Here is a 23,182-nt window from a genome sequence, read left to right on the forward strand (position 1 = left end):
GGCATCTTCCCCCGACCCCATGCGTCGCTTCCTGCTCACTGCCGCCGTCCTCTGCGCTTCCCTCTCCGGACTCACCGCGTGCAAGGGCGCGTGCCGCGAGCTGTCCGAGAAGCTCTGCGAGTGCGCCTTGAACTCGGTGGAGAAGCAGGCCTGCCAGCAGCGAGCCGCCGACGAGGAGGGCCGCGTGGAGCCCATCGCCGAGGACGAGGCCGTCTGCGAAGCGAAGCTCGAAGGCTGCGACTGCCGCACCATCGAGACCGAAGAGGGCAAGAAGGCCTGCGGCCTCGCCCGCTGAAGACGCGCTGTCGCGAGGCTCGACCTTCGCGGCCACGAAGGGCCCAAGGCCTCATCCGCTGAGGACGCTGTCGCGAGGTTCGACCTTCGCGGCCACGAAGGGCCCAAGGCCTCATCCGCTGAGGACGCTGTCGCGAGGCTCGACCTTCGCGGCCCCAAAGGGCCCAAGGCCTCATCCGCTGAGGACGCGCTGTCGCGAGGCTTGGGCCTCCGCGCCCCGGAAGGTCCTACGGCAACACCTGCTGAACGCCGCCCGCTGAGGACGCGCTGTCGCGAACCTCAGGTGCCCGGCACCACGGGAGCCGGAGCCGGCCGCGAGGGCGAGCCATCCACCCACGGCTGAAGCCCGCGCCGCACCCGCGTGCGCCACGGCGTCTCCACCCATCGGTGCACCGCCACCGACGCGGGCACCAGCAACACCAGCAGCACCGCCAGGAAGCGCGTGGGCGACGACGGGCCCACGAATCGCTCCATCCAGTGCACCAGCTCGCTGACGGGGTACTGCAGCAGGTACAGCGCGTAGCTGGCCCCACCCAGGTGCACCAACCACGGCCGCGCCAGCACCTGCCCCAGCGGACCACCGCCGCGCGCCAGCCCATACACCAGCAGCGCCGACGCGGGTGCCAGCAGCGCGTTGTGCATCAGCGGATACGGAATCCACGCGCCCTGCGAGAAGCCCGCGACCAGCAGCGCCGCGCCAGCCAGCGCCATCACCGCGCCGGAGCGCTGGGACGTCGCCGTCGCCGCCGCCCGCTCCCGCACGAAGACCAGCCCCAGCAGCACGCCCAGCAGGAACTCCGGCAGGCGCATCAGCGGGTTGAGCTTCACCACCGCCAGCCACATGCCGCCGGACGCCGCGTTCAGCGTGCCCGGCCCGTCCGGCCGCAGCACCAGGTAGAGCACCGGCGGCAACAGCCCCAGCAGCCACACGCCCACCAGGGCCGCCTTCATGCGCGCGCCCCGGAAGCGCTCCAGCCTCCCGGCCAGCGCCGGGAACACCGCGTAGAAGAACGCCTCCACCGACACGGACCAGGACGGCGGGTTCCAGTACAGCGCCAGCTGCGGCACCCACGACTGGAGCAGCATCAGCGTGGTGAGCCCCGCCGTGGTCAGCTTCGCCGCGGCCACCGGCACGGAGTTCGCCGCCAGCGAGCCCTGCGCAGTGGGCACCGCCGACAGCAGGAACATCAGGAGGAACACCGGGTAGACGCGCGCCACTCGCGCGCTCCAGAAGGCCCGGGGTGGGGTCTGCATCCCACCGGCCGTGTCCACGTAGTTGTACGCGAGCACGAAGCCGGACAGGAGGAAGAAGACCCCCACGGAGGCATAGCCGGAGGCCACCACCTGCACCATCCACTCCGGCGCCACGCCCTGGATGCACGGGGTGCCGAAGTGGAACAAGACGACGTGCAGGGCCGCCAGGAAACGCAGCCCTGTCAGCGCATCCAGCGAGCCTCCGGACTGCTGCTTCATCTACTTGCGACCGATGCCGAAGTAGGTGAAGCCCTGCTCACGCATGCGCGCGGGCTGGAAGATGTTGCGGCCGTCGAAGATCACCGGCGACTTCATCAGCGACTTCATGCGCGCGAAGTCCGGGTGGCGGAACTCGTTCCACTCCGTCACCACGAACAGGCCGTCCACGCCCTCCAGCGCGTCGTACGGCAGGTCCGCGTAGCGGATGCGGTCGCCGAAGACGCGCTTGGACGCGTGCGCGGCCACCGGGTCGTGCGCGATCACCGTCGCGCCCTTGCCGATGAGGCCCTCGATGACCTCGATGGACGGCGCCTCGCGCATGTCGTCCGTCTTCGGCTTGAACGCCAGGCCCCAGACGCCGAACTTCTTGCCCTCCAGCGTCCCGTAGTGCTTCACGGCCTTGTTCACGAGCAGCTTCTTCTGCCGCTCGTTGGTGCGCTCCACCGCGCGCAGCAGGTCCAGCTCCAGGCCGTACTCACGCGCCGTCGTGACGAGCGCCTTCACGTCCTTGGGGAAGCAGGAGCCGCCGTAGCCCACGCCGGGGAAGAGGAACGGGTAGCCGATGCGCTTGTCCGCGCCCAGGCCCTTGCGCACGAAGTCCACGTCCGCGCCCACCTTCTCGCAGAGCGCGGCCACGTCGTTCATGAAGGAGATGCGCGTCGCGAGCATCGCGTTCGCCGCGTACTTCGTCAGCTCCGCGGAGCGCGTGTCCATGAACAGGATGGGGTTCTCCGTGCGCACGAACGGCGCGTACAGCTCCCCCATCAGGGTCCGGGCGCGCTCGGTGTCCGCGCCAATGACGACGCGGTCCGGCTTGAAGAAGTCGTCCAGCGCGGCGCCTTCCTTCAGGAACTCCGGGTTGGAGACGACGTCGAACTCCACGTCCGTCACCTTGGCGATGGCCTCGCGAACCTTGTCCGCGGTGCCCACCGGCACGGTGCTCTTGTCCACCACCACCGTGTACTGCTTCATCGCGCGGCCCACCGCCTGCGCCGCCGCGAGCACGTACTGGAGATCCGCCTCGCCGCTCTCCCCTTCAGGGGTGCCTACGGCGATGAACACGGCCTGCGCGTTCTGCACGCCTTCGGCCAGGTTCGTGGTGAACGTGAGGCGCTTCTCCTTCACGTTCTTGCGGATGAGCTCCTCCAGACCCGGCTCGTAGATGGGGACCTGTCCATCCTGGAGCATGCGGATCTTCCGCTCGTCGATGTCCACGCACGCGACGTCGTTGCCCGAGTCCGCGAAGCAGGTGCCCGCGACGAGTCCGACGTAACCCGATCCGATAATGGCAATGCGCATTCTTTGAGTGTCCTGGTTTCGACAGGTGGCGTCATGAACTCATACGCCGACCGGAGCACTGAAAGAAAGCCCGGGCACGAAGGACCGCCGAGCGACCAGACAGCCTTATCGCCCCGTGAGGAGGCGACGCAGTCTGTCCACACCCCGTAGGGCGGAGGAACGTCCGGGGGTGCTCACCGGACCCACCACGCCCCGGTCCAGAAGTTCACGGGTCGCGCGGCGCAGCGGCGGGAACGCGGCGGTGGCCTGCGCCTCCGCCTCCGGGAACAGACGCGCCACGATGGCCAGCGACGTGTAGAGGGCGCGCTCCAGGCCGAACGCCTCCGCGCGAGCGAGCAGCGCGGGGACATCCATCGGGCGCGAGTACACGCCGCCCATCCAGGTGGCGCCGGTGATGAGCTCGCGCAGGTCCACGAACGACAGCCACGGCACGTCATACCCGTGGTGGGCCTGGTCCAGCGCGGTGAGCAGCAGCGCGTCCTCCAGCTCCGGGCGGAAGATGGACTGTCCGTAGACCTTCATGGGTCGGGCGCGCTCGAAGATGCCAGCCAACTGCTCACGTCGGTTCGCGCCCAGCACGTCCGCGTAGATGTGGATGGGGGTGCGGCCGTCGGACACGACACGCGCGGCGCCGCTGTTCGTCGTGTCCTCCTCTGGGACGAACTCGTGGTTGGACAGGTAGCCGGCGAAGCCGTCCACGTCCATGCGGCGCACCAGCACCTGGATGTCCAGCACGGGCCGGAAGCCCACGTGCGGATAGAGCGCCTCCGCGAAGGCCGCGCCGCCCAGGAGGAGAATCTTGCGGCCCTCCAGCTGATCCACGATGCGCTTGAAGTGGACCAGCTTCATGACGTTGTCGTTCACGGAGCCGGTGTAGATGGACATCATCCGGTCGCGGGCCCACTCCGGCGCCTCGCCCCCGCCCATCCGGTACTCCAGGTTGTACGCCGCGAGCGGCGCCAGTCCCTGCGCGATGGCCCAGTCGACGTACGCCTCCCATGGCGCGCCCCGGAGCTTTCCGCGCGGAGGCTCGAAGGAGGACAGGACCCGGAAGGTGTCGAGGAGGCTGGGCGCCATGGTGCGGCACCTTTAATGGGCCGGGCCTGCCCGCCGCAATCACCGTCTTCCAGTGGGCGAGCGAACAGGCCGTGGCGCCCCTGGCTCCGCTCCCGTCCCGGGAGGGGACCGGGCGCCGCGCAGCCGCCGCAGCGCGTACCGCACCATGGGCCGGGCCCGGGGCGCCAGGGCCAGCTTCGCGGCGACCCATGCCGGCTTGTTACGCGCCAGCTCCGCGCCCACCAGCCGGGGGCCGGAGAACAGTCGCGTCGCCAGCGCGCGCTGCCACCGGGGCGGGGCCAGCGCCTTGAGCACCCAGGCGGGCACGGGCGCGTCCAGCAGCCGGTGCGCCGCGTCCCACGCGTACCAGACCAGATGGGGCAGCTCCGTGCGCCGCGCGCGCGTCACCACGCGGTCCCAGTCGAGCCGGGGGTTCGCCCGCGCCAGCAGCTTCAGGTCGAACAGCCAGGCCAGCCGCTGCAGCAGGTGGTTGCTCGCGTGCAGGGCCAGGTAGACGGCCTCGTCCTCCGGGCACAGGTAGCGCACAGGGTGGCCGTCCAGCGTCGCGTCCAGCGACCGCGACACCATGGCGTCGCCCTCCAGCGACAGGCCGTAGCCCGTGAGCGCGCGGTAGTGCAGCTCCACCAGTCCGTCCGGTCCGGTGAGCTCCACATGGTGCGCGTCGTCCCGGTCCACGTCGCCGGCCTGGGTGGTGAGCCCCATCCCCTCCAGCGCGTGCACGGCGCACAGCACCCGGGCGCGAGGCACCAGCAGGTCCACGTCGTTCGTCGCGCGCTGGAGCGGCTCCGGGTAGAGCCTGCGCGCCAGCCCGTAACCCTTGAGCAGCACCGGCGTCAGGCCCAGCGCCGCCAGCGCCGTCAGGCTCCGCGACAAGAGCGACCGCACGCGCATGCCCCGCGCCGCGCTCAGCCGGGCCTCGCGGGTGAGCAGCGCGGCGGCGTCCGGGGTCAGCGTCCAGTCCGCCTTCGAGAGCGCGTGCTCGACGAAGCCCGCCAGTCCATGGCGTACGGCGGCCTTCACCAGCACTTCACCATCGCCTTCGTTCGAAGGCCCGGGAGCGTCCGGCACTTCCGGCCACGCATGGAGCAGGGTCAGCAAGGCCGGAGAGGAGCTCATGGGCTCACCGCCGCAGCGCGATGATGCGCTCGGGCTCCGCGGCCTCCAGCGCCACCAGCAGCCCCACGCGTTCGGCCACCGCGTCCGCGACCACCTCCAGCGCCAGCTCCTCGTCCCGGTCGATGGCGGCCCGGCCATCGCGCCAGACCAGGCGCAGCGCGCCGAGCAGGGACTCCTCCTCCTTCACGTCCAGGCGGACCTCCAGCGAGGCCTCGGCGCCAGCGTCCGGGTGCTGGGACTCGAAGACGACGCCCGCGTTCACGCCCTCGTGCGGGCGGCGCAGGCGCAGCTCCAGCGAGGACAGGCTCAGCCCCTGGGACAGCGGACGGACGGCGTTCCACACCTCCTGGAACGAACCGGCCGCGCGCACCGCGGCGGTGACGGAGCGCACCAGCGAGCGCAGCTCCAGGTTGCGCTGGCGCGTCTGCTGGACGGCGTCCATGTGGCGCACGTCCAGGTAACCCAGCTTGCGCATCAGCACCATGATGACCACGCCGATGCCGCTGAGCAGCAGCGCGCTCTGGATGCTGTTGGCGAAGCTGAGCCCCAGCGCGGTGAGCATGAACAGCGTGCACAGCGCGTAGAGCACCAGCACGGTGGTGCGGTGGGACAAGAGCAGGCGGCTCATCAGCCGGTGGTGGATGTGCTCCTTGTCCGCGCTGAACATGGGTCTGCCCAGCAGCGAGCGGCGCACCATGGCCAGCAGCGTGTCCATGATGGGCAGGCCCAGCGCCATCACCGGCACGAGCAGCGCCACCGCGGTGCCGCTCTTCGACGACGTCTTGATGGACACCGCCGCGAGCACGAAGCCCAGGAACATGCTGCCCGTGTCCCCCATGAAGATGGAGGCCGGGTTGAAGTTGAACACCAGGAACCCGAGGATGGCGCCCGCGAGCGCCACCATCAGCAGGCACAGCAGCACGTCCCCGCGCATCAGCGCGAGCAGGAAGTGGGTGCCCACGCCGAAGAACGCGACGCCGCCCGCCAGCCCGTCCAACCCGTCGATGAGGTTGAGCGCGTTGATGACGCCCACCACCCACAGCACCGTCAGCGGCAGGCTCAAGAGCCCCAGCGTCAGCTCCGCGCCGAAGGGGTTGGCCAGCACCTCGATGCGGAAGCCCAGCGCGTAGAGGCCCAGCGCCACCGCGAACTGCACGGAGAACTTCAGCTTCGCGCCCGCGCCCTTGAGGTCGTCGTAGAAGCCCAGCGCCGCGATGATGGCGCCGCCCACGAAGAGGCCGATGATGAGCGACGTCTGCGAGACGAACTGGTCCCCCACGCCCGAGTCCACGATGAACAGCGCGCACAGCGGCGCGAAGAAGCCCCCCACGATGCCAATGCCGCCCAGCCGGGGGACGGGCCGCACGTGCACCTTGCGGCTGGAGTTCGCCTGATCCAACCAGCCCCACGCCAGCGCACGCTCGCGCACGCGCCACGTGAGCACCAACGCCACGAGGAACGACACGAGGAAGGCGACGAAGAAGGTGACCATGCGAGAGGAGCGTCCACCCGCATCGTGACGGTCACCGAAGCAGCGCGTCAACGTCCTGACGTCGCAGGTGTGTCACGACTCGCCTGCCTACCTGCTGTCAGCCCTGATTCGCGGGACTTCTGCGTCAAACGCATCGAGAGAGGACGGGTGGCGATGTCGGGCCAGGTGAGTCCTCACATCCGTGGGCCCGCGAGCAGCGCCGCGCCGATGGCGCCGGACAGGTCCCCCAGTTCGGCGATGCGCATCACGGGCTTGCGCTCCGTGATGAACAGGTGCGGGTGCATGGCGTCCTGGATGTGGCCCATGTACATGGGGCCCAACCGGGACCCCAGCCCGCCTCCGATGATGACGGCCTCCAGGTCCAGCAGGTTGATGACGGAGGCGATGGCCACACCCAGCATGTCGATGGCCCGCTCGATGAGCCGCGTCGCCAGCGGATCCTTCTGCTTCAGCGCGCTCGCCCAGACGCTGCTGGACAGGCGCGTGCGATTCTTGTCGCGCATGATGTCGAAGAGGAGGGTCTTCTCTCCCTTCCTCGCCGCCGAGCGCGCCTTGCTCTCCATGCACGCGCGCCCCGCGTAGGCCTCCAGGCAGCCCCGCCGGCCGCAGCCACAGCGCGCGCCGTTGGGCTTCACCACCATGTGGCCAATCTCGCCGGCGGAGCCCTGCCCGCGCCACGGCACGCCGTTGAGCACCAGGCCCCCGCCCACGCCCGTGCCCCACCACACGCCCAGCACGGAGCGGTGGCCGCGGCCCGCGCCCAGCTTGTACTCGGCCGCGACCGCCACCTGGACGTCGTTGCCCAGCATCACCTTGCCGCCGCCCACCAGGTCGCCCAGGTCCGACGCCAGCGGATAGGGCGCGTCCCAGCCGCCCGCCACGTTGGCCGTGTGCGAGAGCGTGCCGTTGTTCGCGTCCACCGAGCCCGGCACGCCCACGCCCACGCCCACGAGCTTCGCGGGCTCGATGCCCACGGCATGCGCGGCCTCGCCCAGCGTGCCGTAGAGCTCCTTCACCACCTCGCCCGGGCCGCCCGTCGCGGGGGTCACGTGGCGGGCCCGGCCCAGCACGTCGCCGCGCGCATCCACGATGACGGCCTCGATTTTCGTGCCGCCCAGGTCGATGCCTCCCCAGACGCGGCCCTTGCCGTTGCGCGCTCCGTTCCCCGCGCGGTGCCCGTTCTTCGCTGACGCGTCGGCCATGTGATGCCCCCGTGACTCGCGGCACCGGCGGCCGCTCGCGGCACAATCTGCGCAGCGCGGTCACGGCCAGTGCCGCCGTGCCGGGCACGCCCGTGTCCGCCCGCCCGCTCCACGGGGCTGCATGCGAGCCCTCCTTCCGGGGCACGGGGACGCCCTGCCTCCTCGTGCCCCTGTTCGCCGGAGGCGGGGGCGCATATAGGCTCCGTCGGAGTTCCTTTCGTGGAGCGCCCCGTTTCCCCCATGAGCAGCCGTTCCCCTCCCGCGCCGGACGCCGCTGACGCTCCGCCCCTGGGCGTGTCGGACGTGAAGGTCCGCGCGCAGCGCTCCATCATCGCCCTGCTCCTGCGGACGGTCGGCTCGCTGGGCTTACGCGTGGTGAGCTCGCTCACCCTGTCGCATCTGCTGTTCCCCGGGGACTATGGCGTGTTCGCCATCGTCGCCTTCACCTCCGCGATGGGCGCGTTCCTGGGGGACCTGGGGCTCAGCGCCTCGCTGGTGCGCCAGCAGCACGAACCCACGCAGGACGAAATCACCTCCGCCTTCTGGAGCCACCAGGCGTTCACCGTCTTCATCGTGGGCGCCATCGTGCTGCTCGCGCCGTGGCTGTCGAGCACCTACGAGCTGGGGCCTTCGGGCGCGGCCATGGTGGGCACGATGGCGATCGGCCTGTTCTTCCACTCGCTGCGCGTCATCCCCGTCATGATGCTGGAGCGGCAGCTGCGCTTCCCGACGCTCGCGCGCATCGAGCTCATCGAGAGCGTGGCGCAGACGGCGGGCAGCATCCTGCTGGCCTCGATGCACTTCGGGGCGTGGTCGCTCATTGGCGGCGGGCTGGTGCGGGGCGCGGTGGGCATGGTGCTGTTCTGGGCGGCGGCGGGCTGGAGGCCCCAGGGCACGTTCCGCTGGGACATCGTCAAGCGGCTCTTGTCCTTCGGCATCTGGTTCCAGCTCACGGGCATCATCCCCGCGGCGCTCCAGGGATGGATTCCGCTCGTGGTGGGGCGCATGGAGGGCAAGGACGGGGTGGGCCTGGTGAACTGGGCGACCGCGCTGGCCTCCGTGCCGCTGGCGGTGAGCAGCGTCCTCACCCGCGTCGCGTATCCGGCGTACAGCCGCATGCAGGAGGACTCGGCCGCGCTGGCGGACTACCTGCGCACGTCCATCCGGCGCGTGAGCGCGGTCCTGTGCCTGGCCATCCCGTTCGGCGTCATCGCGCTGCCGCCCTTCATCCCGGTGGTCTTCGGCGAGCGCTGGAGCCTCGCGTCCACGCTGGTGCAGTGGTTCACCATCGAGGCGTCGATGCTGGCGGTGCAGGGCCTGCTGGCCTCGCAGCAGAACGCCAGCGGTCACGCGCGGGAGCGGATGTACGTGGCCATTACCGGGAGCCTGCTGCGCTTCGGTCTGGGAGTGCTGGCGGTGATGCACTGGGGCATCGTCGGCGTCGGGGTGAGCGCGACGGCCGTGACGCTCACGGAGCTGTGGTTCACGGCGCGGCTGGTGTCCCGCCGCAACCCGCACCTGTCGCGGCTCGAGTTCGAGGTCATGGAGCCGTTCCTCACGGTGGGCGCGCTGCTCGCGCTCGCGGTGGGCTGTTCGCGGCTCGCGATGGGGCAGGACGGGCTGCTGGTGCAGGCGTTGGTGGCGGCGGGGCTGCTGACCGCGCTGGTGCTCGCGCGTGAGGCCACGCGGCGAGGCCTGTCGTTGCTGGGAGAGCTGCGCGCCCTGGTCCAGCACCTGCGCGCGAGGCGGGCGCCTCCGTGAGCCGCACGTGGCATCTGTTGACGGGGGAGTATCCGCCGGCCCCCGGTGGCGTCTCCGACCATTCGCGGAGCATCGCCCACGCGCTCTTGAAGGCGGGGGAGACGGTGCACGTCTGGACGCCTGGGGCCAACGGGCTCACGGATGATCAGGGCGTGACCGTGCACCGGTGGCCCGGCCTCTTCACGCCGCCGGGTCTGGTGCGCCTGACGCGCGAGCTGGATGCGCTGCCAGGGCCCCGGAGGCTGTTCCTCCAGTACGTGCCGCACGCATTCGGATTGAAGGCGATGAACGTGCCGTTTTGCGCCTGGTTCGCGGCGAGGCGGCGGGACGAACGCGAGCTGTTCCTCCATGAGGCAGTGTACCCGTGGAGTCCGGGCGCGCCTTGGAAGCATCAGGTGCTCGCGGGAGTCACGCGGGTGATGCTGCGCACGCTGGCGTTCGGCGTGGAGCGCGCCTACGTGTCCATCCCCACCTGGGCGGAGCACCTGCCGGAGCCACTGCGGTCCCAGGCCCGGTGGTGTCCCATTCCCAGTCCCCTGCCCCTGGACGCGCCAGGGGACGAAGTGTGCGCGGTGCGGGATGCGCTTGGCGGCCCCACGGTGGCGCATTTCGGGACGTATGGCGGGGCCATCGCGGGACCGCTGGAGGCCGTGCTCGTGCCGTTGTTGCAGCGGGATGAACGGCGGCAAGCGCTACTGCTGGGCCGGGGCAGTCAGGGCTGGTGTGAGGCCCTGGGACGGAAGCATCCCGCGCTGGCCCGCAGGCTTCATGCGAGGGACGGACTGGCACCGGAGGCCGTGGCCGTGCACCTGCGCGCGGCGGAGCTGCTGGTGCAGCCGTATCCCGACGGCGTCAGCGCCCGGCGAAGCAGCGCGATGGGCGGATTGGGACTGGGCCTGCCCATCGTCACCAACACCGGGCACCTGAGCGAACCGCTGTGGCGCGAACTGCGGCCAGTGGCGCTCGCGGATGATGCGTCACCCGCTTCGCTGCGGGTGCTCGCGGAGCACCTGTTGGAGCACGAGGAAGAGCGCCGGACCCTGGGTGAGCGCGCGGCGCGCGTGTACCGTGAGCACTTCGCGCTGGAGCACACGGTGGCGCACCTGCTGCGCCGCGGAGTCACCGCGTGAGCATCTTGAGGTTGAAGGTCCTGATGGATCCGCGCGAGGAGGGCTGGCCCAGCATGGACCTGGTGGGCGAAGCGCTCGTCGAGGGACTGGCGGCGTTTCCCGCCGAGGTCGGCGTCACTCCCGTGCGTCCGTCCATTCCCCACGCCGTGCGCGCCCTGCCCCGCGTGGGAAGCCGCAAGGCCGCCTTCAACGCGGACCGACTGCTCACCCGCTTCGGCCTCTATCCCGCGCGATTGCTGCGTGAGCGAATCGGCCACGATGCGTTCCACGTCGTGGACCACACCTACGCGCAGCTCGTCCACGCGCTGCCTGCGGAGCGTACCGGCGTCTTCTGCCATGACCTGGACGCGTTCCGCTCCGTCCTGGAGCCCCACCGCGAACCGCGCCCCACGTGGTTCCGCCTGATGGCGAGAGCCACGCTCAAGGGCCTGGAGCGCCCGGCCATCGTCTTCCACAGCACGCAGCAAGTCCGCGACGAACTGCTCGCGCACGGCGTGGTGCCTCCCGAGCGATTGGTGTGGGCGCCCTACGGAGTCTCGCCGGAGTACCGGCTCGACCCCGTTCCCGGAGACGCCAGCGAAGCCGTACTCGCACCGCTGAAGGGCCGGCCGTATCTGCTGCACGTGGGCAGCGCCATCCGCCGCAAGCGGCTGGACGTGCTGTTCGACACCTTCGCTGCGCTGAGAGCCCGGCATCCGGAGCTCATGCTGGTGCAGCAGGGTGGAGAGCTGGACGCGGCTCAACAGGCACAGGTGGCGCGGCTCGGCTTGAAGGACGCGCTGCTGCAACCACCCCGGCAGGAGCGGGCCACGCTCGCGGGACTGTACCGGCGTGCCCGCGCGGTGCTGGTGCCCAGTGACGCGGAGGGCTTCGGCCTGCCCGTCATCGAAGCATTGGCGTGTGGTGTCCCCGTGGTGGCCAGCGACCTGCCGGTGCTGCGCGAAGTGGGCGCCGACGCCTGCACGTACTGCCCGGTGGGCGACGTGGCCGCATGGTCGGAGACGGTAGACGCCCTGCTCACGGGTCGCGTGCCCGCCCCATCCGCGGAGACGCGGCATGCACGGGCCGCACGCTTCACGTGGAGCGCCCATGCGCGCACCGTGTTGGACGCGTATCTGCATCGCCTTGACCGCCCCGGGCGGGTCTGATTCGGTCGCGTCCGCGTGCGGATCCTGTTCCTCAATCCCGTGGGAATCCTGGGCGGTGCCGAGCGCGCGCTCGTGGATCTCCTCGCGTGCCTGCGCACGCTGGAGCCCGGCCTTTCGCCGCACCTCATCGCGGGTACGGACGGGCCGCTGGTGGAGACAGCCCGAGGGCTCGGCGTGGAGACCCAGGTGCTCGCCCTGCCCGACCGCCTGTCCGCGCTCGGGGACAGTGGTCTGCGGGAGCAGGGTCGCGCGGGTCTCTTTCGCTTCGCGCGTGAGATTGCCCCGACGCCCCTGCTGCTGACCCGCTACGGCCTCGACCTGCGGCGCGCGGTGCGTGACGCGGCGCCGGACCTGCTGCACTCCAATGGCATCAAGACCCACCTGCTGAGCGCGGCCACCACCGGACTGCCGGTTCCGCGCGTGTGGCACGTGCACGACTTCCTCGGCGAGCGGCCGTTGGTTCGACGCGCTCTCTCCGGCCTGCATCCGCTGGCCTCGGCCGCCATCGCGAACTCGCAGGCCGTCGGCGACGACGCGCGTACGGTGCTCGGGAAGGTGCCCGTGCACGTCGTGCCCAACGGCGTGGACGTGGAGCGGTTCTCTCCGGCCGCCGGTGACGGCGCGCACCTGGATGCACTGGCCGGACTGCCGCCCGCGCCTCCGGGCACGCTGCGCGTGGGGCTCGTGGCCACGTACGCGCGTTGGAAGGGACACGACGTCTTCCTGGAGGCCGCGGCCCTGCTGACGCGTCAGGCACCGGCCCTGCCCGTGCGATTCTACCTCGTGGGCGCTCCGCTCTACCGCACGGCCGGCTCGCAGTTCACCGACGCGGAGCTGCGCGAACAGGTGGAGCGCCACGGCCTCACGGGCCGCGTGGGCTTCGTGCCCTTCCAGCCCGAGCCCGCCCGCGTCTACCGGGCCCTGGACGTCTTCGTGCACGCGAGCACCCGCCGCGAGCCCTTCGGCCTCACCATCGCGGAGGCGCTCGCCTGCGGCCGGGCCGCCGTCATCTCGAAGTCGAGCGGCGCCGCCGAAGCGCTGCGGGATGGCGAGGACGTGCTGGCCATCGAACCCGGCGACGCGAACACGCTCGCGGCGGCCCTGCGCCGGCTGCTGGAGGACGAAGCCTTGCGAGACACCCTGGCCCGCGCGGCCCGCCACACCGCCGTACGCCGCTTCTCCCGTGAGCGCTACGCCCGGGACATCCTCGCCGTGTATCGGAGCCTCGTCCCCACGCGAGGGCATTCATGATGCGTCCCCGGAAGCTCGTCACCGTCTCGCACTCCTACGTCGTCACCCTCAACCGGCGGCTGGCCAACGAGATGGCCCGCGTGGGCGCCGGCCGCTGGGACGTCACCGCCGTGGCGCCGAAGTCCTTTCACGGGGACCTGAGCCCGCTGGTGCTCCAGCGCGACCCTCACGAGGCCGTGAACCTGGAGGGCGTGCCCGCGTACTTCAGCCGCTCGCTGCACGGCTTCGTCTACGGGCCGGAGGTGCACGCGCACCTGTCGCGAGGCGCGGACCTGGTGCACTTGTGGGAGGAGCCCTACGTGCTCTCCGGCCTGGAGGTGGCGCTGATGACGCCCGCCCACGTGCCGCTCGTCTTCTGCACGTTCCAGAACCTGGCCAAGCGCTATCCCCCGCCCTTCGCGCAAGCCGAGCGCTTCGTCCTGCGCCGGGCCGCGGGGTGGATCGCCTGGGGCCAGACGGTGCACGACAACCTCCTCGCGCGGCCCGGCTATGAGCAGCGCCCCTCGCGCTTCATCCCCGTGGGCGTGGACGTGGAGCACTTCCGTCCGGATCCGGAGGCGGGCCGCGCCTTCCGCGAGCGCCTGGGCTGGACGTCCGAAGGGCCGCCCGTCGTGGGCTATCTGGGCCGCTTCGTGCCGGAGAAGGGCCTGCGGCTCCTGATGGATGCACTCAACAGGACGACCACGCCCTGGCGAGCCCTCTTCGTCGGCGGAGGCCCCCTGGAGGTGGACCTGCGCGCGTGGGCGCAGCGCCACGGAGACCGCGTGCGCATCGTCACCGGCGTGAAGCACGCGGAGGTGCCTCGCGCGCTCAACGCCATGGATGTGCTCTGCGCGCCCAGCCAGACGACGCCCGCGTGGAAGGAACAGTTTGGCCGCATGCTCGCGGAGGCCTTCGCGTGTGGCGTGCCCGTGTTCGCCAGCGACTCCGGAGAGATTCCGCACACCGTGGGCGATGCCGGGCGCATCCTGCCGGAGTCGTACGGCGGTGCCTGGATCACCGCGCTAGAGGAACTGCTGGAGAGCCCCGCTCAACGTCAGGAACTGTCCACACGAGGCCGCGAGCGAGCCGTGTCCCGCTTCGCCTGGCCGGTGGTCGCGAAGGCGCACCTCGACTTCTTCGAGCAGGTGCTCGAGCGCAAGGCCTGAAGCTTCACGCCTCCAGCCGAGCCACCACCGCCGCCGCCATCGCGTCCCACGTCCAGGCCCGCAGCTCCGACGACAGCGCGGCCACTGCGGGCATCCAATCCCCGCCCCGGGCCCGCCATTCCTCCAGGCGCCGCACCAGCTCGCCCGAGTCCTCGGGGTCATCCAGCAGCAGCCCCTGAAGCGACGACGGGAAGCGCTCCGCCACGCCCGCCGAGCGGCTCACCAGCGCGGGGATGCCCACGCACAGCGCTTCGTGCACGCCCAGGCCATAGGACTCGTAGCGCGTGGGGGAGACCAGCAGGTCCGCGGCCGCCATCAGGCGGGGCACGTCGTCGCGGAAGCCCAGGAAGCGGATCCGCTCGCCCAGGCCCTGCTCACGCGCCGCGCGCTCCCATGATTCCCGCTGCGCACCCGTCCCCACGACGCACAGGTCCATGTCCCACTCGCGTCTCGCGCACAGCCGCGCCCACGCATGGAAGAGCGTGTCGAAGCCCTTGCGCCGGTCTCCCAGCGCGCCCACGAACAGCGCCACTCGCCGTTCTTGAGACCAGCCCAGCGACGCCCGCGCCTCACGACGGAGCACAGGCGTCGTGGACGGGAAGCGCGTCGGATCACCGCCCAGGTACACGACGTGGACGCGGGACTCCTCCACGCCCGTGGCGGCCAGCAGGTCCTGCCGCGTGCGCTCCGAGTTCGCCAGGATGATCCGCGCCCGGCGCAACGCGCGTTGCTCGCTGCGCAAGTGCATCCGGTGGCTCACGTGACCCTTCAGCGTGCGCAGCGGACTGCCGACGGGCTCGGGGGCGTGCGCGGCGTGGACGTAGTGGACCCAGTTGGCGGCGGCTACCTCACAGTTGCCGCCATTGGCCACCACCTGGCCACCCTGCGCCAGCGTGCGCGCCGCCCAAAAGCGCCCTACGGCGTCGAGCAACGGCTCGCCCAGCAGGTACGCGTTCGCGGGCTTGGGCACGCGGACGAAGTGCACGTTGGGGTAGCGCAGGAGCGAATCCTCCACCCGGTGCGCCACCAGCCGCACGGGGCCACCCTGGCGCGCGAGCCAATCCGCCAGCGCGAGGTTCGCGCGGTCCATGCCTCCGGTGGAGACGAAGTCACCGGCGATGAGGGTGTAGGGCCGCATTCCGGTTCCAGTACGCGCTGAAGAAGGCCGCGTTGAGCAGCCAGAACTCCATGCCCATCTGGCTCATGAAGAACTGGTAGCTGAAGGTCTGCGCGAGCGCGCCCAGGTCATACGCGAAGAGCAGGCTGCCCCAGAGCCAGAACTCGCCCGCCGAGTCATCGCGGCGCCGCGCCACCTGGAAGCCCCACCCCAACGTCACCAGCAGCGCGAGCGGATAGCAGACGAGCCCCAGCCATCCTCCGTCGTACGCCCACGCCGTCCACTGGATTTCAGCCCACAGCGGAGGACTCTCGCGGTCGAGGTTGTCGCCGAAGTAGGCGTTGGCCATGCCGTAGCGCCCCAGGCCCGCGCCCAGGGGGAACTCCGGGAGCACCTGGTCGAAGGTCTCGTCGAGGAAGCGGCCGCGGTTGGATTGATACACCTGCGACGGGTCGGAGGCCGTGAGCGTGCTCCAGCGCGAGAGCACCGCGTCGCCACCGACCGCGACGGCCCAGCCGAAGGCCACCACCGCGAAGCCACCCACGACCGAGGCCAATGCCACGAGCCGCACCCACCGGCCGCTCACGGTGAGCACCAGCGCCATGGCCGCCATGCAGACAATCAGCGTCACCGCCGCGACGCGCACCTGCCCCAGGTAGAGGCAGATGAGCCCGATGCCGATGCCCGCCGCGCCCAGCACCTTCCGCGACATGCCCTGACGGCTGAGCAGGAACGCGCCGCCCAGCAGCACGGAATAGAAGGCACCGGTGGCGGCTCCGCCCGGAACGTCCGTCAGCCCCATGGGGCGGAACACGCGCGCGCCGCTCGCGGTCTCGAACTGGAGGCTGCGCACGTAGCCCTCGCCCTGGCTTTCGACCATGGCGGACAGGGCGGGCTGGAAGCGTCCGGGGAAGGTCACCTGCAGGACGCCCAACGAGGCGCTCGCCATGTTGAACAGGAAGAGCAGCAGGACGACGCGTCCGAACATCTTCGCGTCGATGCGCAGGCGGCTCGCCCAGAACAGCGGCGCGAACACGGAGATCTGGATGCCCAGTTGCGCGGCCGCCGCCAGCGGGGTGTTGGTGCCGGGGTGGAAGAAGTTCAGCGCGGTGAGCCCCGCCGAGGCGAGCAGGAAGGGCATCGCCGGGTGCTTGAGGCGCGGACCCTTCACCAGCACCAGCAGCGCCAGGCTCGTGCCAAACGACAGGATGCGGAACACCACGCGCGCTGGAGCCAGCGCCTCCATCAGCAGCGCGAGCTGGCAGATGAAGAGCAGGACGATGAACGCCACCACCACGTGACCCGAACCGAGCAGCCCCGGAGACGCCGCCGCCGGAGTCGGTACGGCCTGCGTTGTCGCGGGTTGTGGCACGCGGCGCACGTACCGCTGATGCAGCACACCCGGGCCACGGAGCTGGGGACGAGGACTCGCGCCACTCATGCGGCGGCCTCCCGGGCCACGGAGCGCACCGAGTCCTCCAGCGCCGACAAGAAGGCATCAGGCGCGCTCAGCGCCTTCGCGCGAGAGGGGCCACCGCTGCCCAGCTTCCGCCGGGCCGACTCATTTTCGATGAGTCCGCGCAGCGCCTGGGCCAGGGCCTCCGGCTTCGGCTGCACGAGCACGCCGCAAGACGCATCGACGATCTCCAGCGGTCCGCCCAGCGCGGTGGTGACCACGGGAAGCCCGGCATAGAGCGCCTCCACGAACGCCAGGCCAAACGGCTCCGGCCCGGTGTTGGGCTGACAGTGCACCTCCGCCGCGCGCAGCAGGCGAGGCACATCCGAGCGCTGTCCCAGGAACCGCACACGGTCCCCTAGGCCCAGGGCCAAGGCCTGGGCCTTCAAGCCCGCTTCGTAGGCGATCTCTTCCGGGCGCTGCGCACCACCAGCGAACCACGCCTTCCAGCGAGGCACCTGGCGCAGCCGGCCCAGCGCTTCGAGCAGCAGCCGCTGCCCCTTCCACTCCTGCATGCGGCTGGCATGGACGATGACGACATCCGTCGGATCCGCGCCCAGTTCGCCGCGGAGCGACGTGCGCTCGGAAGCCATGAGGTCCGGGCCACCGTCCTGAACAGGTGGATGGAGCAAGCGCCACTGCGTGCGCGGATACACGCTCGGAAGCGTGCTCGCGGTGTAGCGGCTGTTGCACAGCGCCAGGTCCGGAGAGGTGACGCGAGCCCAGCGCTCCACCCAGTGCGAACCCGACAGTGCGTCGTGCTGGAAGAAGAGCAACGGAACACCGGCCGTGCGCACCACCGGCCCGAAGATGGCTTGAGGCCACGCCGCGTGACACACCACCGCGTCGAACGCCTCCCGCCGGAGCAGCGCCATCAGCGAGCGTCGAGCCTCCCAGACCCGCCAGGGACGACTCACCTTCGCCGGTCCCAGCAACGTCAGCGGCGCGCCCGCCGCGCGAAGCTCCTCCGCGATGCGTCCCTCGAAGCAGAGCGCGAACGCATGCACCGAGCCGCCCGCCCGGTCCGCGCTCGCGAGCGCCAGCGTGCGCAGCAACGTCTCGACGCCGCCGTAGAGGTTTCCGCTGGAGACATGCAGCACGCGAAGCGGCGCACCACCCGACGCATGCGAGGAGCGACCTCCGCCCTCCGCGGGACCGTCACGATGAGACGCGCGCGTTCCGTGCATGCGCGGACCTTCAGCGCCCGCCCGCGACGTGCCGGACGGAGGCATCGCTCTTCTCCTCCGCCACCGGCTGCCGTCCGAGCGCCTCCGCGTACAACTCCAGGCTGCGCGACGCCATCACGTCATGGGCGAACTCCGCCCGCGCACGCTCCTGTGCCCCACGCGACAGCCGCTCGCGCAGGCCCGGCTCCTCCACCAACCGGCGCGCCGCCGCCGCCAGCGCCCGCGCATCACCGACGGGCACCGTGAGCCCGGTGTGCTCATGCAGGCTTACCCACGCCACACCGGAGTCCGGCACGGCGGTGTTGAGCACGGGCAATCCACTCGCCAGCGCCTCCACCTGCGACAGGCCATACGCCTCGCTGCGCGCGTTGCTAGGAAACCACAGCGCCGTCGCGGCCCGGTACGCGCCCGTCAGCGCCTCTGGCGACAGGTAGCCCGCCCACGTCACCCGGTCCTCGAGGCCCAACGCCTTCGCCCGCGCGCGGCCCTCCTCCGCCAGCGGCCCCTCGCCCACGATGACCAGCCGCCCCGGCGCGTGCACCAGCGCCTCCAGCGCCGTGAACAATCCCTTGTAGTAGACGAGCCGCCCCACCATCAGCCACAGCGGCCCGCCCGCCGCCTCCGCCGTCCAGCGCGCCTGCGCCTCGCGCGCTTCCGCGGAAGGTGGCCGCAGGTACGACTCCAGCTCGATGCCCAGCGGCAGTACGCGCACCTTCGACTTGAACGTCGACAGCAGCGACGAGCCTCGCACGTACGCGTCACTCGTGGCCAAGAGCCGCGCCGCGCGCGAGTACAGCATCCACTCGAAGGGACGGAACAGCGCGCCCGCGACCTTCTGCCGGATGATGTCGCTCTGGTGCGTCACCACCACCGCCGGCAGACGCGGCACCGCGTCCAGCGCCAGCACCATGCTCGGGTTGGGCACGTGCAGGTGCACCACATCCACGCCCCGCGCCAGCGCCCTCCTGAGCACGAACGGCAGCGACGGCATCACGTCCATGCGCGCCACGGACGCGAGCCGCCCCAGGCGAATCACGCGCACCGGACCGTCCCACTCCTCACGCGTGGGACTGCGCCCGTGGAACTCGTGGCTCGTCCCGGTGCCGTCCACGGAATGGTTCGCGCACAGCACCTCCACCTGCGCGCCCAGCGACGCCTGCGCGCGCGCCAGCGTTCGCACGTGCGCCTCCATGCCGCCGGAGGCCGGAGGGTAGAACTTCCCCAGGTGCAGCACCCGCAAGCCCGCGCCCCTCACGACGGCGCCACCCCGCCCTTGGGCTCGTCCTGCGTCGGGCCATAGCCCTGGTAGCCCAGGTACGTGTCGCCGTAGCGCGGCTGCCGCAGGTCCACGTCGTTGAGGATGGCGCCGAACATCCGCGCCTGCACGTCCGCCAACGAGCGCAGCGCGCGCTTCGCGGCGCTCCGGTCCGTCCGGCCCGCCTTGAGCACCATCACCACGCCGTCCGCCTGCGTGGCCAGCACCGCCGCGTCCACGACGGCATTGAGCGGCGGGCTGTCCAGGATGATACGGTCGAACTTCTCCCCCGCGGTGCGCAGCAGTTCCTTGAAGGCACGCGTGTGCAGCAGCTCCGCGGGGTTCGGCGGCAACGGGCCACACGGCAGCACGAAGAGGTTGGGCACCTCCGTGCTCTTCACCGCCTTGTCCAGCGAACCCTCGCCCACCACCAGCGAGCTGATGCCCAGGTCGTTGGGCACGCCGAACGCGCGGTGCAGCCGGGGCCGGCGCATGTCCGTGTCCAGCAGCAGCACGCGGTTGCCGCTCTGGGCCATGGCCACGCCCAGGTTGATGCACGTGGTGGACTTGCCCTCCTGCGGGCCGCTGGACGTCACCACCAGCGTCTTGCAGGGATGATCCGGCGACATGAACAGCAGATTGGTGCGCACCGCGCGGCAGCACTCCGCCACCGCCGAGCGCGGCGCCCGGTGCACGTACAGGTCGCGGTCGCCCGGCGCCTTCGTGGCCTCCATGCGCGGCACCACGCCCAGGAACGCCAGGCCCAGCACGTCCTCCACGTCCGCCTGCGACGCGACGCTGTTCTCCAGCATCTCCAGGAACAGCGCCACGCCCAGCCCCAGGAGCAGCCCCATCACCCAGCCGACCAGCAGGTTGCGCCGCGTGTGCGGCCGCACCGGCACCATCGCCGGCTGCGCGGGGTCCAGCACGCGCACGTTGCTCGTGCGCAGCAAGCCCGACAGCTCGATGTCCTTCAGCCGCTTGAGCACCAGCTCATAGAGCCGCTGGTTGTTGTCCGACTCGCGCTGCAGCCGTCCGTACTCGATGGCCTTCTTGTTCACCTGGAAGGCCTCGGCCTTGGTCTCGTCCAGGAGCTTGTTGAGGTTCTTCTCCTCGCCCTGCGCCTCCGCCAGCTGCGTCTCCGCCGAGCGCACCACGTTGCTCAGGCTCTTGAGCAGGTCCGCGCGCACGACGTCCAGCTTGCGGTTGCACTCCAGCAGCTTCGGGTGCTCCGGCAGGTAGCGCTCGGTCAGCTCCGCGCACGCGGCCTTCTGTTCGCCGTAGCGCGATTTGAGGTCCTGGATGGGACCGTCCTTCGCGCCGGGCACCGCCTCCGCCCACGTCTCGTCGTTGCCCGCGTCCCTGCGCAGCCGGTGGATGGCGTCCACGCGCGCCTGCTGCGCCGCGATGCGCGTGCGCACCTCGGTGAGCTTCAGGTTGTAGGAGTTGATCCGCTCGCTGACGATGGACAGCCGCGACTCCAGCGACGTGGACAGCATGTCCGCGTCCTTCTTCAGGTCGTAGACGGCCATCTCGCCGGCCTTGGACTGACGGCCCAGCTCGTCCAGGCGCCCCTCCAGCCACGTGCGCGCCTCCTCCGTGGTGCGCAGCTTCAGCGCCAGGTTCTCCGCCATGTACGCGGCGGCCACCTCGTTGGAGAGCAGCGCCGCGCGCGCGGGGTCCACGTCCTCCACGCCAATGTTCATCACCCGCGAGTCCTTGCCGGGCACCACCTGGATGCGCGAGCGCAACAACCCCACCGGGTCCGCGTCCTCCAGCGCCTTCGCGCGCTCCGCCGGATCCTGGTTCGCCGGCAGGCCCAGGAAGGACGCGTCCTTCGACAGCCCCAGCCGGTCCACCACACGGCTGGCCACCGCGCGCGAGGTGATGATCTCGCTCTGCGTGGCGTAGTACTCCTTGTTGAACCAGTAGTTGCTGCGCTCCTCCCCCATCACCTCCTTCACCTCGCCGTCGAGGATGCGCGGCGCGGTGACGTCGATGATGAGCGAGGTGCTGGACGCGTAGATGCGCGGCTGCCGCAGCGTCCACGCCGCGGTGAGCGCGGTGACGCCCAACGCCACCCCGAGCATCACCCACCGCCGGCGCCACACGCCCCGCACCCGGTGCATCACGCTCGCGGACGCCGCGCCGGGCGCCCCACCGGCCGGGTCCAACACCGTTCCTTCCACGTCGCGTCTCTCCGGAAGTGGCTGCCGCGGGCGGTCTCCACCGGCCCGAATTCGTCCGGACCCGACCTGCACCCACATCGCGCTGGGGGAATAACGTCCGGAGCGTGCAACGGGCGGGGCGGGTTGTCCATCCAACCGACGTCGCCTGGATGCCCCCCATCCATCCGCGCCGGTCCGCGAACGCGCACCCCGGGGGGTCCTGTGGTAGTGAGCGGCGCAATGGTTCCTGCGCTTTCCGTCGTCCTGCCCTTCAACCCCGCCACCGCCGCCGCCGCCGCCCGGTTCGCCCACGCGCTGGCCGGCCAGGCCCAGGTCGTGCTCGCGGGTGAAGGGCCGGTGGACGTCACGCCCGGTCCCAACGTCCACGTCCTCGCGGCCCAGGGCGGCAAGGGAGCGGCCATCCGCGCCGCGCTGCCCCACGTCACCGGCGCCCACACGGTGCTCCAGGATCCAGACGCCGCCTACTCGCCCGACACCTACGACGCCCTGGTGCAGCCCCTGCGTGACGACACCGCGGACGGCGTCTTCGGCCGGCGCCCCGGCATGTCGCCGGAGATGGTGGCCGAGCGCGCACTGGGCGGCATCACCCGCTTCGTCACCGACGTGGCGCTGACGGATCCGCTCACCGGCCTGCGCGCCTTCCGCACGGAGGCGCTGCGCTCCATCCAGCTCACCAGCGACGACGACGCGGTGGACGCGGAGCTGGTGGTGAAGCTGGCCGCGCAGCTCTTCCGGCTCACCGAGGTGTCCCTGCCGCCGCTGCAGGCCGTGCCGCGCCGCTCGGCCTCCGCGCACCTGGCCCGCCTGCGCACGCTGGTGCGCTACGCCACCGTGCGCGACGACGCGGACAACCAGCACGAGGGCTACTCCACCCTGGAGCGCATGGACGGCGCCACCCACTACAACCAGTGGCTGGGCCGCCGCTTCCGCGAACACATGGGCCGGCGCGTGCTGGAGATTGGCGCCGGCATCGGCACCATCACCCGCGAGTTGGAGGCCGGCGCGGAGCACCTGGTCGCGCTGGAGGTGGAGCGCTTCTACGTGGACCGCCTGAAGAACCTCTTCCGCGGCAAGCCCCACGTGCGCCCCTACCTGTCCGACGTGGCGCTCGCGGACTGGGAGTCGCTGAAGGCGGAGAACCTGGACACCATCGTGCTGTCCAACGTGCTGGAGCACATCCCGGACGACGCGTCCGCGGTGCGCCGCTTCCGCCAGATTCTCCAGCCGGACGGCCGCGTGCTCATCCTCGTGCCGGCGCTGCCGCAGCTGTTCGGCGCCATCGACGAGGCCGTGGGCCACTACCGCCGCTACACGCCGGAGACCCTGCGCGCGGTGCTGCAGGAGAACGGCTTCCGCGTGGACACGCTGGAGTGGATGAACCTCGTCGGCCTGCCGGGCTGGTTCGTCAACAGCCGCCTCCTGCGCCGCCGCGCGGTGCCCAAGCTCCAGCTCAAGCTCTACGACACGCTGGCGCCCCTGCTCGCCCAGGCCGAGCAACAGGTGAGGCTGCCCGTGGGCATGAGCCTGTTCGCCGTCGCCCGCGCCGTCTGATGCCCGCGTGAGCGCCGAAGCCCACCCCACCTCCCC

The 23,182-nt window shown here is 71.1% G+C and carries 18 protein-coding genes; 7 read left to right on the forward strand and 11 right to left on the reverse strand.

The window, feature by feature from the left end:
• The first annotated feature begins 19 nt into the window (after window positions 1–19).
• Window positions 20–295 carry a hypothetical protein gene (locus D7Y15_RS09235; protein ID WP_120576825.1) on the forward strand — a complete coding sequence of 92 codons (276 nt, stop codon included), beginning with the start codon at window positions 20–22 and terminating at the stop codon, window positions 293–295.
• Window positions 296–573: 278 nt separating this feature from the next.
• On the opposite strand, the gene D7Y15_RS09240 is transcribed toward D7Y15_RS09235, so the two are convergent.
• From D7Y15_RS09240 to D7Y15_RS09265, 6 genes are all read right to left on the reverse strand, one after another.
• Complete coding sequence (locus tag D7Y15_RS09240; RefSeq protein WP_121752305.1) at window positions 574–1,767, reverse strand: acyltransferase; 1,194 nt, start codon at window positions 1,765–1,767, stop codon at window positions 574–576.
• A complete protein-coding gene (locus D7Y15_RS09245; protein ID WP_120576823.1) occupies window positions 1,768–3,066 on the reverse strand; it encodes a UDP-glucose/GDP-mannose dehydrogenase family protein in 1,299 nt (432 codons plus the stop codon).
• A gap of 105 nt (window positions 3,067–3,171) precedes the next feature.
• Window positions 3,172–4,143, reverse strand: coding sequence for a nucleotidyltransferase family protein (locus D7Y15_RS09250; protein ID WP_121752306.1), 972 nt, complete (start codon window positions 4,141–4,143; stop codon window positions 3,172–3,174).
• Window positions 4,144–4,182: 39 nt separating this feature from the next.
• Window positions 4,183–5,259, reverse strand: coding sequence for a nucleotidyltransferase family protein (locus D7Y15_RS09255; RefSeq protein WP_172813389.1), 1,077 nt, complete (start codon window positions 5,257–5,259; stop codon window positions 4,183–4,185).
• Window positions 5,260–5,263: 4 nt separating this feature from the next.
• Window positions 5,264–6,751 (reverse strand): MraY family glycosyltransferase, encoded by a 1,488-nt coding sequence (locus tag D7Y15_RS09260; protein ID WP_121752307.1) that lies wholly within the window; start codon window positions 6,749–6,751, stop codon window positions 5,264–5,266.
• Between the two features lie 173 nt (window positions 6,752–6,924).
• Window positions 6,925–7,953 (reverse strand): ROK family protein, encoded by a 1,029-nt coding sequence (locus D7Y15_RS09265; RefSeq protein WP_120576820.1) that lies wholly within the window; start codon window positions 7,951–7,953, stop codon window positions 6,925–6,927.
• 240 nt (window positions 7,954–8,193) lie between these two features.
• Here D7Y15_RS09265 and D7Y15_RS09270 point away from each other — a divergent pair, with 240 nt between their 5' ends.
• The 5 genes from D7Y15_RS09270 to D7Y15_RS09290 are packed head-to-tail and all read left to right on the forward strand — an operon-like array spanning window position 8,194 to window position 14,391.
• Window positions 8,194–9,714 carry an oligosaccharide flippase family protein gene (locus D7Y15_RS09270; protein ID WP_121752308.1) on the forward strand — a complete coding sequence of 507 codons (1,521 nt, stop codon included), beginning with the start codon at window positions 8,194–8,196 and terminating at the stop codon, window positions 9,712–9,714.
• On the forward strand, window positions 9,711–10,844 hold the full coding sequence (locus D7Y15_RS09275) for a glycosyltransferase (RefSeq protein ID WP_121752309.1): 1,134 nt from the start codon (window positions 9,711–9,713) through the stop codon (window positions 10,842–10,844). The genes D7Y15_RS09270 and D7Y15_RS09275 overlap by 4 nt, the downstream gene beginning before the upstream one ends.
• A gap of 23 nt (window positions 10,845–10,867) precedes the next feature.
• Window positions 10,868–11,992, forward strand: coding sequence for a glycosyltransferase family 1 protein (locus D7Y15_RS09280; RefSeq protein ID WP_121752310.1), 1,125 nt, complete (start codon window positions 10,868–10,870; stop codon window positions 11,990–11,992).
• A 15-nt stretch (window positions 11,993–12,007) separates the two neighbouring features.
• A complete protein-coding gene (locus tag D7Y15_RS09285) occupies window positions 12,008–13,243 on the forward strand; it encodes a glycosyltransferase family 4 protein (RefSeq protein ID WP_121752311.1) in 1,236 nt (411 codons plus the stop codon).
• Window positions 13,240–14,391, forward strand: a complete 1,152-nt coding sequence (locus D7Y15_RS09290; RefSeq protein WP_121752312.1) for a glycosyltransferase family 4 protein — start codon at window positions 13,240–13,242, stop codon at window positions 14,389–14,391. The genes D7Y15_RS09285 and D7Y15_RS09290 overlap by 4 nt, the downstream gene beginning before the upstream one ends.
• Window positions 14,392–14,395: 4 nt before the next feature.
• On the opposite strand, the gene D7Y15_RS09295 is transcribed toward D7Y15_RS09290, so the two are convergent.
• The 5 genes from D7Y15_RS09295 to D7Y15_RS09315 are packed head-to-tail and all read right to left on the reverse strand — an operon-like array spanning window position 14,396 to window position 21,595.
• The gene (locus D7Y15_RS09295; protein ID WP_121752320.1) at window positions 14,396–15,481 is read right to left on the reverse strand and encodes a glycosyltransferase family 4 protein; all 1,086 of its coding nucleotides are present in this window, start codon (window positions 15,479–15,481) and stop codon (window positions 14,396–14,398) included.
• Between the two features lie 19 nt (window positions 15,482–15,500).
• Entirely contained in the window at window positions 15,501–16,949 is a 1,449-nt protein-coding gene (locus D7Y15_RS09300; RefSeq protein WP_120576814.1) for an O-antigen ligase, read from the reverse strand.
• On the reverse strand, window positions 16,946–18,151 hold the full coding sequence (locus D7Y15_RS09305) for a glycosyltransferase family 4 protein (RefSeq protein ID WP_199745900.1): 1,206 nt from the start codon (window positions 18,149–18,151) through the stop codon (window positions 16,946–16,948). Before D7Y15_RS09305 ends, D7Y15_RS09300 begins: the two co-directional genes overlap by 4 nt.
• A gap of 10 nt (window positions 18,152–18,161) precedes the next feature.
• The gene (locus D7Y15_RS09310) at window positions 18,162–19,343 is read right to left on the reverse strand and encodes a glycosyltransferase (protein WP_233604868.1); all 1,182 of its coding nucleotides are present in this window, start codon (window positions 19,341–19,343) and stop codon (window positions 18,162–18,164) included.
• A gap of 59 nt (window positions 19,344–19,402) precedes the next feature.
• On the reverse strand, window positions 19,403–21,595 hold the full coding sequence (locus D7Y15_RS09315; RefSeq protein WP_121752314.1) for a polysaccharide biosynthesis tyrosine autokinase: 2,193 nt from the start codon (window positions 21,593–21,595) through the stop codon (window positions 19,403–19,405).
• Between the two features lie 219 nt (window positions 21,596–21,814).
• Here D7Y15_RS09315 and D7Y15_RS09320 point away from each other — a divergent pair, with 219 nt between their 5' ends.
• Entirely contained in the window at window positions 21,815–23,146 is a 1,332-nt protein-coding gene (locus D7Y15_RS09320; protein ID WP_121752315.1) for a bifunctional glycosyltransferase/class I SAM-dependent methyltransferase, read from the forward strand.
• Window positions 23,147–23,182: the final 36 nt, after the last annotated feature.

Origin of the sequence: Corallococcus sp. AB030, from assembly GCF_003668965.1 — a bacterium.
GTDB lineage: Bacteria > Myxococcota > Myxococcia > Myxococcales > Myxococcaceae > Corallococcus > Corallococcus exiguus.

Bases quoted from the DNA above. Each gene is read 5' to 3' on its own strand.
- D7Y15_RS09235 (WP_120576825.1), top strand. From the start codon at position 20: ATGCGTCGCTTCCTGCTCACTGCCGCCGTCCTCTGCGCTTCCCTCTCC.
- D7Y15_RS09240 (WP_121752305.1), bottom strand. From the start codon at position 1,767: ATGAAGCAGCAGTCCGGAGGCTCGCTGGATGCGCTGACAGGGCTGCGT.
- D7Y15_RS09245 (WP_120576823.1), bottom strand. From the start codon at position 3,066: ATGCGCATTGCCATTATCGGATCGGGTTACGTCGGACTCGTCGCGGGC.
- D7Y15_RS09250 (WP_121752306.1), bottom strand. From the start codon at position 4,143: ATGGCGCCCAGCCTCCTCGACACCTTCCGGGTCCTGTCCTCCTTCGAG.
- D7Y15_RS09255 (WP_172813389.1), bottom strand. From the start codon at position 5,259: ATGAGCTCCTCTCCGGCCTTGCTGACCCTGCTCCATGCGTGGCCGGAA.
- D7Y15_RS09260 (WP_121752307.1), bottom strand. From the start codon at position 6,751: ATGGTCACCTTCTTCGTCGCCTTCCTCGTGTCGTTCCTCGTGGCGTTG.
- D7Y15_RS09265 (WP_120576820.1), bottom strand. From the start codon at position 7,953: ATGGCCGACGCGTCAGCGAAGAACGGGCACCGCGCGGGGAACGGAGCG.
- D7Y15_RS09270 (WP_121752308.1), top strand. From the start codon at position 8,194: ATGAGCAGCCGTTCCCCTCCCGCGCCGGACGCCGCTGACGCTCCGCCC.
- D7Y15_RS09280 (WP_121752310.1), top strand. From the start codon at position 10,868: ATGGATCCGCGCGAGGAGGGCTGGCCCAGCATGGACCTGGTGGGCGAA.
- D7Y15_RS09290 (WP_121752312.1), top strand. From the start codon at position 13,240: ATGATGCGTCCCCGGAAGCTCGTCACCGTCTCGCACTCCTACGTCGTC.
- D7Y15_RS09295 (WP_121752320.1), bottom strand. From the start codon at position 15,481: ATGGACCGCGCGAACCTCGCGCTGGCGGATTGGCTCGCGCGCCAGGGT.
- D7Y15_RS09300 (WP_120576814.1), bottom strand. From the start codon at position 16,949: ATGAGTGGCGCGAGTCCTCGTCCCCAGCTCCGTGGCCCGGGTGTGCTG.
- D7Y15_RS09305 (WP_199745900.1), bottom strand. From the start codon at position 18,151: ATGCACGGAACGCGCGCGTCTCATCGTGACGGTCCCGCGGAGGGCGGA.
- D7Y15_RS09310 (WP_233604868.1), bottom strand. From the start codon at position 19,343: ATGGAGGCGCACGTGCGAACGCTGGCGCGCGCGCAGGCGTCGCTGGGC.
- D7Y15_RS09320 (WP_121752315.1), top strand. From the start codon at position 21,815: ATGGTTCCTGCGCTTTCCGTCGTCCTGCCCTTCAACCCCGCCACCGCC.